The 12,281-nt window shown below is 66.0% G+C and carries 12 protein-coding genes and 1 tRNA gene; 2 read left to right on the forward strand and 11 right to left on the reverse strand.

What is annotated here, in order from left to right:
• Positions 1–3 precede the first annotated feature (3 nt).
• Entirely contained in the window at positions 4–585 is a 582-nt protein-coding gene (locus ACZ2HM_RS16060; RefSeq protein ID WP_470425703.1) for an LOG family protein, read from the forward strand.
• A 147-nt stretch (positions 586–732) separates the two neighbouring features.
• Entirely contained in the window at positions 733–1,605 is an 873-nt protein-coding gene (locus tag ACZ2HM_RS16065; protein ID WP_037478147.1) for a phytoene/squalene synthase family protein, read from the forward strand.
• A gap of 229 nt (positions 1,606–1,834) precedes the next feature.
• Here ACZ2HM_RS16065 and ACZ2HM_RS16070 read toward each other — a convergent pair whose 3' ends face one another.
• The 11 genes from ACZ2HM_RS16070 to ACZ2HM_RS16120 form a co-directional block, all read right to left on the reverse strand.
• Positions 1,835–3,172: an ammonium transporter gene (locus ACZ2HM_RS16070; protein ID WP_470426871.1), complete on the reverse strand. Its 1,338-nt coding sequence runs from the start codon at positions 3,170–3,172 to the stop codon at positions 1,835–1,837.
• A 13-nt stretch (positions 3,173–3,185) separates the two neighbouring features.
• Positions 3,186–3,524, reverse strand: a complete 339-nt coding sequence (locus ACZ2HM_RS16075; RefSeq protein ID WP_037476545.1) for a P-II family nitrogen regulator — start codon at positions 3,522–3,524, stop codon at positions 3,186–3,188.
• A gap of 158 nt (positions 3,525–3,682) precedes the next feature.
• Positions 3,683–4,258 (reverse strand): DUF924 family protein, encoded by a 576-nt coding sequence (locus tag ACZ2HM_RS16080; protein ID WP_470425704.1) that lies wholly within the window; start codon positions 4,256–4,258, stop codon positions 3,683–3,685.
• Between the two features lie 56 nt (positions 4,259–4,314).
• Complete coding sequence (gene tldD, locus ACZ2HM_RS16085; RefSeq protein WP_470425705.1) at positions 4,315–5,757, reverse strand: metalloprotease TldD; 1,443 nt, start codon at positions 5,755–5,757, stop codon at positions 4,315–4,317.
• Between the two features lie 44 nt (positions 5,758–5,801).
• The gene (locus ACZ2HM_RS16090; RefSeq protein ID WP_037473436.1) at positions 5,802–6,029 is read right to left on the reverse strand and encodes a zinc-finger domain-containing protein; all 228 of its coding nucleotides are present in this window, start codon (positions 6,027–6,029) and stop codon (positions 5,802–5,804) included.
• Between the two features lie 44 nt (positions 6,030–6,073).
• Positions 6,074–6,259, reverse strand: a complete 186-nt coding sequence (locus ACZ2HM_RS16095) for a hypothetical protein (protein WP_470425706.1) — start codon at positions 6,257–6,259, stop codon at positions 6,074–6,076.
• 119 nt (positions 6,260–6,378) lie between these two features.
• Positions 6,379–6,454 (reverse strand) — tRNA-Val (locus ACZ2HM_RS16100).
• Between the two features lie 69 nt (positions 6,455–6,523).
• Positions 6,524–7,516, reverse strand: coding sequence for a MarR family transcriptional regulator (locus ACZ2HM_RS16105; protein WP_052027540.1), 993 nt, complete (start codon positions 7,514–7,516; stop codon positions 6,524–6,526).
• A gap of 202 nt (positions 7,517–7,718) precedes the next feature.
• Positions 7,719–8,570, reverse strand: a complete 852-nt coding sequence (locus ACZ2HM_RS16110; protein WP_470425707.1) for a D-amino-acid transaminase — start codon at positions 8,568–8,570, stop codon at positions 7,719–7,721.
• A 28-nt stretch (positions 8,571–8,598) separates the two neighbouring features.
• Positions 8,599–10,617: a TonB-dependent receptor gene (locus tag ACZ2HM_RS16115; RefSeq protein ID WP_470425708.1), complete on the reverse strand. Its 2,019-nt coding sequence runs from the start codon at positions 10,615–10,617 to the stop codon at positions 8,599–8,601.
• A gap of 51 nt (positions 10,618–10,668) precedes the next feature.
• On the reverse strand, positions 10,669–11,886 hold the full coding sequence (locus tag ACZ2HM_RS16120) for an MBL fold metallo-hydrolase (protein ID WP_470425709.1): 1,218 nt from the start codon (positions 11,884–11,886) through the stop codon (positions 10,669–10,671).
• Positions 11,887–12,281 lie beyond the last annotated feature (395 nt).

The following is a 12,281-nucleotide window of genomic DNA, read 5'->3' on the forward strand; positions in this document are numbered from 1 at the left end:
ACGATGAAGAAATTGGCGGTCTATTGCGGTTCGGCGACGCCGGCCGACCTGACCTATATCGACGCGGCGCGCATGGTGGGCCGCACCTTGGCCGAACGCGGCATCGGCGTCGTCTATGGCGGCGGGCGGCTCGGCCTGATGGGCGCGGTCGCCGATGCGGCGCTGGAGGCGGGCGGCGAGGTGATCGGCGTGATCCCCGAAGCGCTCGTTGGTGCGGAAGTGGCCCATCGCGGCTGCACGGAGTTACACGTCGTCCAGACGATGCATCAGCGCAAGCAGCTCTTCACCGACCTGTCGGATGGCTTCATCACGCTGCCCGGCGGGGTCGGCACGATGGACGAATTATGGGAAGCGATCAGCTGGGCGCAGCTTGGCTATCATCAAAAGCCGGTCGGGCTGCTCAATGTCGCGGGCTTCTATGACCAGTTGATCGGCTTCAACCGGCAGATGGTGGAAGCGGGCTTCATCCGCGCGCAACATGCCGGGATTTTGATCCATGCCCAGGGCATTGACGAATTGCTCGACGCGCTGGCCGCCTATCAGCCACATGAGACCATCTTTGCGATGAAGGCGGATCGGCTCTGATCCTGTAGCCCAGGCATAGGGATAGGGGATGACTTGGGCAGACGGGCAGGGCATGGCGATGGCATGACCGACCTGCCCATATTCGACCGCCCCGCGCTCGTCGCCCATGCCAAGCAGAGCATTGCGCGCGGCTCCAAATCTTTCGCCATGGCATCGACCCTGTTCGACCCGCAGACGCGCGAGCGCGCCTGGCTGCTCTATGCCTGGTGCCGCAAATGCGACGATATCGCTGACGGGCAGGATCATGGTGGCACGCTCCAGGGCGTGGTGGACGGGCAGGCGCGGTTATCGACCATCAGGGTGATGACCGATCAGGCGCTGCGCGGCGAACCGACCGGCGATCCGGCCTTTGACGGCTTTGGCGTGGTGATGCGCGAATGCGCCATTCCCGCCCGCTATGCCCATGATCTGATCGAAGGGTTTGCGCTCGACGCGCGCGAATGGCGGCCGCGCAGCCAGGACGATATGCTGCGCTATTGCTATCATGTCGCGGGCGCGGTCGGCTGCATGATGGCGGTGCTGATGGGGGTCGATCCCGATGATCAGGCGACGCTCGACCGCGCCTGCGACCTGGGCCTGGCGTTCCAGCTCGCCAATATCGCCCGCGACATCAGTGAGGATGAGGCCGCCGACCGCTGCTACCTGCCGCAGGAGTGGCTGGCCGAAATGGATATGCCGCCCGGCGAACATATGAAGCCCTGGCTCCGGCCGCGCCTCGCCATATTGGCGCGGCGGATGGCGGACATGGCCGCGGCCTATGAGGAGAGCGCGCGCCATGGCACCGGCGCGCTGCCGCCACGGGCGGCCTGGGCCGTGCTGGCGGCGGCGGGCATCTATGGCGACATCGCCCGCGAAGTCGCGCGCCGGGGCGAACAGGCCTGGGACGCGCGGGTGATCACGACCAAGGCGGCGAAGCTAGGCTGGGTCGCGCGGGCGGGCATGCAGGTCATCGGTCGCGCTAGGCGCTGGCCTGCTGACACGCCCCGGCCTGCGCATTTGTGGACGCGCCCGGCCGTCTGATCGCCGCGAGTATGGATGTTCCCCGGCCGAGGCCGGGGTCCAGTCCCACGGTCTGAACTGTGCCACGGCCTTCGCCGAGGAACGGCATCTATTGCCGCTAGCCATGCCCTTCACCGCGAGCGCAAAAAAAGAGGGCCGATGCTTTCGCACCGGCCCCAGGGCTGTTCGCAGGAGGAACAAGATGGGGCGGGCGGGCCATGTCCCGGTGGGGCGGCCCGCCCTGCCAAACTTACATATTGTAGGCGCGCTCGCCGTGCTCACCGAGGTCGAGACCTTGATGCTCGACTTCTTCGCTCACCCGCAGACCAGTGACGGCCTTGGCGATGAAGATGGCGATGGCGGTGCCGACCGAGGCCCAGACAATGGAGACGACCACGGCGATGATCTGCGTCATCACCTGGGCGCCCATGGCGGTCGAACCGTCGCCCGGGCCACCCAGGAAGGGCTGGTAGACGATGCCGGTGCCAATGGCGCCGACGATGCCGCCCACACCATGGATGCCGAAGGCGTCCAGGCTGTCGTCATAGCCAAGCTTGGGCTTGATGACCGACACGAAGTAGAAGCAGATGATCGAGGCAAGGGCACCCAGGACGATGGCACCGAAAGGCCCGGAATTGCCCGCAGCCGGGGTGACGGCGACCAGACCGGCGATCACGCCGGAGCAGAAGCCGAGAGCCGAAGCCTTGTGACCATGGGCCTTTTCAGCGAGCATCCAGAACAGCGCCCCTGCCGCGGTGGCGACGAAGGTGTTGATCATGGCGAGCGCCGCCGTGCCGTCGGCTTCCAGTTCGGAACCCGCGTTGAAGCCGAACCAGCCAACCCAGAGCATGCCGGTGCCGATCATCGTCATCGTCATGCTGTGCGGGGCCATTGGCTCTTTGGGATAGCCGATACGCTTGCCAAGGATGAGGCAGGCGACCAGCGCGGACACGCCAGCGTTGATATGCACCACGGTACCGCCGGCAAAGTCCAGCGCGCCCATGTCGAACAGCAGACCGCCGCCAGCCCAGACCATGTGGGCGATCGGGAAATAGACGATCGTGAGCCAAATGGCGGTGAAGAGCATGACCGCCGAGAATTTCATGCGCTCGACCACCGAACCCAGGACCAGCGCAGCCGTGATGGCGGCAAAGGTCATCTGGAAGCTGACGAACACATATTCCGAAATCACTTCGTCGGAGAAGGTGGCTGCCGTGCTGTCGGTGGTGACGCCGACCAGGAACCATTTGCCCCATGAAATGAAGGCATTACCTTCAGGACCGAAGGCCAGGCCATAGCCGTACATGACCCAGATGAGCATGGCGAGGCAGGCGGCCGCGCCGATCTGCGTCATCGTCGCCAACATATTCTTCGACCGGGTCAGGCCGCCATAGAACAGCGCAAGGCCCGGCAGGATCATGAGCAGAACGAGGACGGTCGACGTCATCATCCAGGCGTTGTTGCCCGGATTGGGCACGGCTGCGGCGGGTGCCGCTTCGGCGGCTTCCTGCGCCCAGGCAGGCAGGGCGGCGAAGAGCGACAGCCCCGCTGCCCCCGCCATCCCGCAAAGTTTCTTGGAAAAGGTCATCATTCCCCCCTTCTTACAGCGCGGTTTCGCCGGTCTCGCCGGTGCGGATGCGCACGGCCTGACCGACATCGAGGACGAAGATCTTGCCATCGCCGATGGCACCCGAATTGGCGGCCGCCTGCGTCGCTTCCACGACGCGCGGTGCCAGGTCGTCGTCGCAAACGACCTCGACCTTGATCTTGGGAACCATGTTGGTGGAATATTCCGCGCCGCGATAAATTTCGGTCTGCCCCTTTTGGCGACCAAAGCCCTTCACTTCGCTGACCGTCATGCCTGCGATGCCGAGCGAGGATAGTGCCTCGCGAACATCGTCGAGCTTGAACGGCTTAATGATAGCCATGACAAGTTTCATGTCGCCCCCTGTTACTGGTGTGCGGGGACATACTCAGCAAGAGGCGTGCCAACTTGCTAATGGCGCGTTAATACGGGCTTAGTGTGCGGCGCGACGAAAAGTAGCGCCAAAAAATTGAGCAGCGGCGCGCGCCTGCTCAAAAAACAGGCAGCGTCAGCCTACCATTTGCCGCCTTCCGCGATGGCTGCCTCCTCATCGGGCAGCGTGGTGCGGCCGAGGGCGGCATTGGGGTGCGGGAAACGGCCGAAACGGGCGATGATCGCGTGGTGATCACGCGCAAAGCCGAGCCAATGATCGTCGCCTGCCCCTTCGAACAGGGTCAGCGCCGTCTCCTGATCCTCCAGCGCCTCGCTATGCATGAAGGGCATGTAGAAGAAGAGCCGCCCGGTGCCGCCGATCTGAATGTCATAGCCATGGGCGATCGCCCCGCGCGCGACATCGCGGGCCAGCGGATCGCTGGCGAAGGCCTGTGCGGTATCGCGGAACATATTGCGGGGCAGTTGGTCGAACAGCAGGATCGCCGCCAAAGCCTCATCGGCGCGGTCGAGGAAGGCTTCGGGCGGCAATGCCTGTTTTTCCTGCCACAGATCGCCGAAACGGGCGATGCAGCGCTGGTCCAATGCGGGGTCTTTCTCCCACCATCCGGCCTCGCCGACTTCGTTGAACCAGAAGTCGAGCAGGGCTGCGGCCCAGTCGGCGGTCACGGCATCATGGCTGTCGGTGAGCATGTTCATACCGACCTATACAGACGAGCGGCCGATCCGGTTCCACCATAGGCCGCTTCTGGCGATCAGGTCGCCGTGCCGCCTACCGTCAGCCCCTGCAGCAGCAGCGTCGGCTGGCCGACGCCCGCGGGCACGCTTTGCCCGCCCTTGCCGCACATGCCGATGCCTTCGTCCAGCGCCCAGTCATTGCCGATGCCGACCACCTTGGTCAGCGCCGTGGGGCCATCGCCGATCAGCGTCGCGCCCTTGATCGGGTCGCCCAGCTTGCCATTCTCGACCTTATAGGCCTCAGTGCAGGAGAAGACGAACTTGCCCGACACGATGTCGACCTGGCCGCCGCCGAAGCTCTTGGCGAAGATGCCGGTCTTCATGCGCGACAGCAGTTCTTCGGGATCGTCCTGCCCGCCCTTGATGAAGGTGTTGGTCATGCGCGGCATGGGACCATGGGCATAGCTTTCGCGGCGGCCATTGCCGGTCGGCTCGACCCCCATCAGCCGGGCGTTGAGCCGGTCCTGCATATAGCCGCGCAAGATGCCATCCTCGATCAGGATGTTCTCGCGCGTGGGCGTGCCTTCATCGTCGATCGAGAGCGATCCGCGCCGGTCGGCGATCGCGCCGTCATCGACCACGGTGACGCCGGGCGCGGCGACGCGCTCGCCGATGCGGCCGGAAAAGGCGCTGGTGCCCTTGCGGTTGAAATCGCCTTCCAGGCCATGGCCGATGGCTTCATGCACCAGCACGCCGGGCCAGCCAGGGCCGAGCAGCACGGTCATCTCGCCCGCAGGCGCGGCGACCGATCGCATATTGACCCGCGCCTGGGCCAGCGCCTCGTCGATCGCGCGGTTCCACACGGCCGGTTCCATGACCTGATCGTAGAGATAGCGCCCGCCAATGCCGAAGCTGCCGGTTTCGCGACGGCCATTCTCTTCCAGAATGACCGATACATTGAGGCGCACGAGCGGGCGGATGTCGGTGGCGGTAAAGCCGTCGGCGCGGACGATTTCGACCACGGACCAGCTGCCCGCCAGATTGACCGACACCTGCGCGACGCGCGGATCACGGGCGCGGGCGGCGGCGTCGATCGCGGCGCACAGCGTCACCTTCTCGGCGAAGGGGACGATCTCCAGCGGATTGGCATCGGTATAGAGATGGCGGTTGGTGCGCTGCGGCGGCGGGGCGGGCGGCGCGGCGGCGGGATCGAGCAGGGTCAGCGTTTGCGCCGCCTTGCGGATCGCCGCTTCGCTGATGTCATTGGCATGGGCAAAGCCGGTCATCTCGCCCGACACGCCGCGCAGGCCAAAGCCCGCATCGGTCGAATAATCGGCGGTTTTCAACCGCCCGTCATCGAAGCCGAAACTCTCGCTCGCGCGATATTGCAGATAGAGTTCGCCATCGTCGCAGCTTTTGAGCGCATCGGCGGTCAGGCGGCGGGCGCCATCAGGATCGAGCAGGCCCGGACGATAGAGCAGGCCACGGGCGTCGGTAAAGTGCGCGGAAATATCGGTCATGCCATCCGATATAGGGACGGCATCACCCAAGCCCAACGGAAAAGTTAGAGGCTGGCCCCGGATGCGATGTCGGGCTTGTCGCCAATGTCCGCCGTGTCGGCCACGCCGCCCATCAGCACGAAGCGCCGGTCGCAATAGCCGCAATCGACATAGCCATGCTCGTCAATCTCCAGAAAGACGCGCGGATGGCCGAGCGCGGCGGGAATGTCACCCGATCCGTCACAGGAAACGCGGGTTTTGGAGACTCGGAGGATTTCTGGCGGCTGGATCATGGCTGGGGGAATTAGCAGTGCGGACGCTGCGCCGCAATATGCCGCTACATCAAAGGCAGCGGTGGTGCCTTGCATGGGGTCGAGTCGTCGCCTTTCCGGGCCTTCGCAGCAGGTTGCCAGTCGGTGCAATCCTTGGCCGCGATCACCGCGAGCGGCGACAGCATCAGCAGGGCAGGCGCGAGGGTGCTGCCGAGGAAGATGGGGTTGGGCATGGGGACAAGATGCCGCATCCATACTTGCTGCACGATGAACGTTACGCAGGCGGTCGGATTGGTGGGGGCCTCGCAGCATAGCTGCTCGGAGTTTTTCGGCCGCCCGTCCCCCGGACGGGCTCTAAAGACCGAAAAACTGGTGGGCGATGACGGGCTCGAACCGCCGACATTCTCGGTGTAAACGAGACGCTCTACCAACTGAGCTAATCGCCCCCTTTGCGGAGAACCGCCTATCTAGGCGAAAAAGCGGTGCCGTCAAGCCGGGCCGTCACAACAGGCGAGTCAACTCGCCAGCAGGCGGCGGCTGGCCCCGAACCAGCGGATCATCGCGTCGGCGGCGTCCTGCGCCAAGGCGATGAAGATGCGGCGGCCATCCTGCGGGTCGGCCTGTCGCTCCACCAGGCCTTTGGCGGTCAGGGTGCGAATCCAGCGTAGCGCTGTGGTCGGCGGCACGGCGGCGGCGATGCACAGGCTGGAGACGGAGACGCGCTCCTGCTCCAGCCGGGCGGCGAGCAGGTCGAGCAGCATGTCCCAGGCGGGATCGGCGAACAGGTCGCCGGGCAGGAAGTCGGCACGGATACGGCGCGCGCGCAGCAGGTCGCGGACCTGCGTCGCGCTGAGCGTCGGCGTCGGGACATAGGCTTGGGGCGCGGCGGCCCCGATCGGCGCGAGCGCGGGCATGCCGATATAGTCGCTTGGCCGGTCGGCGATGCGTGGGCCGGGGTCGAAGGAGGGGGCGGCAAAATGCGACCGCTGCGTCAGCGCATCGAGCGTGCGGGCGAGGCGGCTGACCTCCGCGCTTAACTGTTCGAGCCGACTGCTGTCGCCATCCCGGTCATGGACCTGACCGGGAGCGGGGCGTTCTTCGCCTGCGGTCACCAATGCCGCAGCCAGGTCGCTATGGTCGGGGTCGCACAATAATTGGGTGTGCGATCCTTGCGCGGCCGCAAAGGCGAGGTCGATCGTCTCCCATCCCGCGACCAGGATGACGGCCATCCCCTGCCGGACCGCCTGTGCGTCCACTTGCGCCAGCAGCGATTCCAGCGCGGGGGTCGCTACGGGGCAAAAGAGCAGCAGCACATCGCATTGCAACTGGCCATCCAGCCGGGCCGGAGCATCGGCGAGCGGCGCGACGCCCAGCAGCCGCAACCCGGCGGCATCGGCCACCGGGGTCAGGTCTGCCACATCGATTCGGTCGGCGATGACGAGCAATCCTGACCGATGATCGCGCCGCAAAGGATCCGCCCTGCCCATGCTGTAGGAAAAATCTTCCATTATTGCCCCGCCCCGTTCTAGCTTCGTTCCTGGGAATAAAGCAAGAACGGATCAAAGCAGCCGCATCTGTCGCCATAGTGACGATAATCTGGTGCAAAGGGGCGGGATGCCGGCCCTGTACGGGTGTTTTTCCACCATCTTCGCGCCGATCTGGCGGGAGGAGAGGGGCTGCCGCATGATCCCTCCATTATGGAGTCATTTGTCAGATGGGTGTAGCGCGCGCGAAGACGATGTAGAGCGCGCGCAGCCGCAGCGCGACCGGGCCGGGGGTGCCGTCGCCGATCGTCTGTCCGTCGATCCGCACCACTGACTGGCACAGCGTCGAGGCGCTGGCGATGAACGCCTCCCGCGCGGCAAGGGCCTCCGCCACGGTGAAACGGCGATGGACAACCGCAAGGCCGCTTTCCTGCGCCAAGGCAGTCAGCGCCGCGCCGGTGCAGCCCGCCAGCACGGCCTGACTATAGGGGCGGGTAATGATGCCTTCGTCAGTGACGATGAAGGCAGTCGAGGATGCGCCTTCGGTCACGAAGCCATCCTCGACCATCCACGCCTCCTGCGCGCCCGCGTCGCGCGCCGCCTGTTTCGCCATGACCTGGGCCAGTAGCCCGACGCTTTTGATGTCGCGCCGCGCCCAGCGCAGGTCGGCCATGGTCGCCACGGCGATGCCCGTGCGGACGGCGGGCACGTCCAGCACCGGCTTGTCCGCGACGAACAGGAAGAGCGTGGGTTCGATATCGGGCGCGGCGAGAAAATCGCGGCCCGCCTCCGCCCCGCGCGTGAGTTGGAGATAGACCAGCCCTTCGGTCACGCTATTGCGTGCGACCAGTTGCGTCTGCACGGCCTCGATCTGCGCCAGCGACACGGGCAGGCGGATACCGAGCGCGTCTGCTGAGCGTTCCAGCCGGGCGAGATGGCTGGCGCTGTCCACCAGCCGTCCGTCGATCACCGCCGCGACCTCATAGACGCCATCGGCGAAGAGGAAGCCGCGATCGAGCGGCGAAATGCGCGCCTCGTCCAGTGGCAGGAAGGTGCCGTTCAGATAGGCGATTGCCATAAGTCCCGTCCTTCGCTCTGATCCGCTTCTAACCGCCGAAGCTGACGCCGATCCATAGCGTGCGCGGCGTGCCCAGATCCATCGATCCGCCCGCATTGCGCGTGACGATCGTCTCATCCAGCAGATTTTCGCCCCGCGCCACCAGCGTCACGCCGCCCGCCAGCGGCAGCCGCGCGATGGCGTCGACCGTGATCGCGTGCGGCAGCACGTCGCTTTGCAGATCATCCTCATATTGTTTCGCGACATAGCGCAGCGTTGTCGACAGCGTCGGCCCCTGCGCCGGGCTATAGGCGATGGTGGCGCTGGCGGCATGGCGCGGGCTTTGCGCCGGGGTGAGGCCATCGAACGCTTCGCCCGGCGCATGCACGCGGCTGCGGCTATAGGCGTAGGAGGCCGACAGGCGCATCGCACCCAGCGTCGCATCCGCCGTCAATTCCACGCCCTTGGCGACGATCCGGTCGATATTGCGGCGCTGGCGCGTGGTGGCGGTCAGCGTCACATTGGCGACGGCGTCGTCCAGCCGGTTGATGAAGCCGGTCGCCGACAGGCTGATGCCCGGCACCGGGGTCAGATCGATGCCGACCTCCGCGCCTTTCAGCTTTTCCGGCGTCAGCGCGTCATTGGCCTGCGTCGTGATCGGAAACACCACGAAGGGGCGATAGAGTTCGTTGAGCGTCGGCAGGCGGAAGCCGCTATAGGCCGCGCCGCGCAGCGCGATCGCGTCGCTCGCCCGGTAAAGCGCGCCCGCCCGGCCCGACACTTCCCAGTCCGACCGATCGGCATAGTCGCTCGACGTGCCGACGCCGCTGGTCGCGCTGACCTGTCGGTAGAAACCGTCGCTGATCGACCAGCGATCGGCGCGCACGCCGCCGGTCAGCACCAGCCGCCCGTCCGGCCCGCCTGGCGTCCAGTCATCCTCCACGAATATCCCGCGCGTCCATTGCTGGCCCCCGGCATGGCGGCGGAAGGTCGCGGGATTGCTGGCGCTGTTGGCATTATAGGCGTCCTCGAACATGTCGCCGCTCGCAAAGCGGCTGTCGACGCCCACGCGCAGCACATGCGCCTCCCCCACCGGCGGGCGCAGTTCGATCTTGCCGCCGATCCCGGTGGAGGGCGTGTTGCGCTGGTCCAGCGTCCGGCGGAAGGTGGAGGAGGAGATGACGATGTTCGAGAAATTGCGCACCTGCACATAGGCGAGCGCATCGACCTGCCACCGCCCGCGATCGATATAGCGGATGCTGGCGTCCTGCCCCTGGCTGCTATTGTCCGCCCCGGCAAAGCGCAGCGTGCGCTTATCCTCGAACAGGGTGGCGCGAAATTGCACCTCCGACGTGGCGGAGATCGGCGCGACCGCGCGCAGGTTGGTGGACCAGCCGTCATAGGCGGCGGGCACGGTCGCGGCGACGCGCTGGTCCTTCGGTGTCGTCTGGAACCCGTCGCCCCGGTCCCACCGTCCTGATAGCGAGACATAGCCGCTGCCAAGATCGGGCGTGACACTGGCCGAGACTTCGGTCGAATCGCGGCTGCCATAGAAGGCGCTGGCGGCAAAGCCCGGCAACTGGTCGCGCGTCGCGCTCGCCAGTTCGATCGTCCCCGCCACCGCGCCCGCGCCGAACGCGCCGATGCCGCCGCCGCGCGTCACCCGCACCACCGAAAGCCGGTCGGGCACCAGCGCGCTGAACGGGATATAGCCGAAAAACGGGTCCGCCATCGGCACCCCGTCGAGCAACACCAGTGTCCGGCTCGACGCATTGCCGCCCAGCGCGCGCAGCGTCGCCCCCTGCGCGGACGGGTTCGCCGATCGGCTGTCGGACCGACGGAATTGCTGGAAGCCCGCAACGTCGCCCAGCACGCTTTCGATCCGGCCCGATGCGCTGTCCTGCAAGCGTTGGCGGTCGATCACCACCGATCCATAAGCGGGCGTGCCGGGCGGCAGGTCCAGCCCCGCGCCGGTCACGACGATGGTGGCCGGGTCACCCGCCGCCGGTTGCGCCAGGGCGATGCCGGGCAGGAAGAACAGGATGGCGGGGAGGGCATGAGATTTCATGCCCCCGCTCTCCCCATTTCGGCCGCCTTTTGCAAATGGAAAGGCCGCGCCTCACTCCAGCCTGCGGATCGCCCGTTCGTCGCAAGTGGGCGTGACCCGCTCGACCGGGCTGACGCCGGGCACCTGCAGCGATTGCCCGATGCGCAGCGGCGCGAACCGCTTGCGCGCAATCCCCTGGCAGCGCAGCGCCAGTTCCAGCATGCGCGGCGGCGTATCCCATTGTTCGTAGGACAGGCGGAACGTCCCCCAATGGATGGGAATGGCGGTCGATGCGCCCAGCCGCTTGAACATCTCCACCGCCTGGATCGGGCCGACATGCGCGTCCGACTGCATCTGCCCCTTCCAGAAGCGGAACGCGCCGATGGGGATCAGCGCCAACCGGATCGGCCCGATCCGCGCCGCCTCGATCGGCCAGCCCATGTCGCCCGCGCCCGTGTCGCCCGCAAAGAAGATATTGCCCGCCCGCGTCGCGATGACGAAGCTCGACCACAGCGCCCGGTTGCGGTCGCTGCCCCAACGGCTGCTCCAATGATAGTTGCGGGTCACATGGACGCGATAATCGGGGCAATGTTCGTAATTGCCGCACTGGATCACCGCGCCCGGTGCCAGCCCGTTGAGCGCCGCGCCGCTGACCGACTGGCCCCAATCGAGCGCGGTCGCGGGAATGCCATGCGCGCGGAGCAGCGCGTCATTACCAAGGCTGGTGACGATCTTGGGCTTGTCCCGTTCCCACAATCTTTTCAATGTCGGCAGGTCGAGATGGTCGTAATGATTATGGCTGATGACGATTAGGTCGATCTTGGGCAGATCATCGAAGCGGATGCCCGGCTCCGCCACCCGCTTGGGGCCAAAGGGGGGCAGGGGGCTGGCATGGTCCGACCAGATCGGATCGGTCAATATGTTCAGCCCCGCCGCCTGCACCAGCACGCTCGCATGCCCGACCCAGGTCGCCACCATGCCGCGCGGCGCGGCAAAGGGCGCGGGCCTGGCGGGCTTGACCGCGATGCCGACCGGCCATTCCGGGCGATCGTCATCGCCCAGCAGCCAGCGCAGGAGGAAGCCCGTCCGACTGGTGCCGGGCGGCGCGGGCGGCTCGATCGCGCCATCGGGATTGAAGAAATGCGCGCCGTCATAATGGCGGCTGACCGGCCCGTCATAATAGATGCGGTCGAGGAAGGGCGGAACGATGGTGATCGCCAGGCACAGCGCCACCACCGCGAACAACAGCGCGACCCCCAAGCCCCTGACGATGCGGATAAGCCGACCCATGCCCAGCGCCATAGCGGACGGGGGCGGGGGAGCAAGGGGGGCGTGGGGGTGAGGGGTGCTCTACAAGATTACACGCGATAAGATTGTCCGCGCGCCATTAATCCCCCCTCCCCAGCGGGGAGGGTTGATTGGAGTCACGTGCCTCCAATCAAGGGGAGGGGGAGCGAGGCAAAGCCGAGCGTCTGCGCAAGCGGCGGCACACCCCGACCTAACTTCCCCCTCAAAGGGAGAACGTTGCGAATTGCGGATCGTCTACGAATCATCGTCATCCCCGCGAAGGCGGGGATCCATCTCCGGACCTAAAATCAAGACGATAAGGTGGGAGATGGATTCCCGCCTGCGCGGGAATGACGTAAAAATCTGTGGTCGATGAATTTGGCAACGATCTTTCTAAA

The organism is Sphingobium sp. KKT206, assembly GCF_055640555.1.

What these genes read in the sequence shown, in the direction of transcription:
- ACZ2HM_RS16120 (WP_470425709.1), bottom strand. Translation starts at nt 11,886, where the DNA reads ATGGGTCGGCTTATCCGCATCGTCAGGGGCTTGGGGGTCGCGCTGTTG.
- ACZ2HM_RS16060 (WP_470425703.1), top strand. Translation starts at nt 4, where the DNA reads ATGAAGAAATTGGCGGTCTATTGCGGTTCGGCGACGCCGGCCGACCTG.
- ACZ2HM_RS16070 (WP_470426871.1), bottom strand. Translation starts at nt 3,172, where the DNA reads ATGACCTTTTCCAAGAAACTTTGCGGGATGGCGGGGGCAGCGGGGCTG.
- ACZ2HM_RS16080 (WP_470425704.1), bottom strand. Translation starts at nt 4,258, where the DNA reads ATGAACATGCTCACCGACAGCCATGATGCCGTGACCGCCGACTGGGCC.
- ACZ2HM_RS16065 (WP_037478147.1), top strand. Translation starts at nt 733, where the DNA reads ATGGCATCGACCCTGTTCGACCCGCAGACGCGCGAGCGCGCCTGGCTG.
- ACZ2HM_RS16105 (WP_052027540.1), bottom strand. Translation starts at nt 7,516, where the DNA reads ATGGAAGATTTTTCCTACAGCATGGGCAGGGCGGATCCTTTGCGGCGC.
- ACZ2HM_RS16075 (WP_037476545.1), bottom strand. Translation starts at nt 3,524, where the DNA reads ATGAAACTTGTCATGGCTATCATTAAGCCGTTCAAGCTCGACGATGTT.
- ACZ2HM_RS16095 (WP_470425706.1), bottom strand. Translation starts at nt 6,259, where the DNA reads ATGCGGCATCTTGTCCCCATGCCCAACCCCATCTTCCTCGGCAGCACC.
- ACZ2HM_RS16110 (WP_470425707.1), bottom strand. Translation starts at nt 8,570, where the DNA reads ATGGCAATCGCCTATCTGAACGGCACCTTCCTGCCACTGGACGAGGCG.
- ACZ2HM_RS16115 (WP_470425708.1), bottom strand. Translation starts at nt 10,617, where the DNA reads ATGAAATCTCATGCCCTCCCCGCCATCCTGTTCTTCCTGCCCGGCATC.
- tldD (WP_470425705.1), bottom strand. Translation starts at nt 5,757, where the DNA reads ATGACCGATATTTCCGCGCACTTTACCGACGCCCGTGGCCTGCTCTAT.
- ACZ2HM_RS16090 (WP_037473436.1), bottom strand. Translation starts at nt 6,029, where the DNA reads ATGATCCAGCCGCCAGAAATCCTCCGAGTCTCCAAAACCCGCGTTTCC.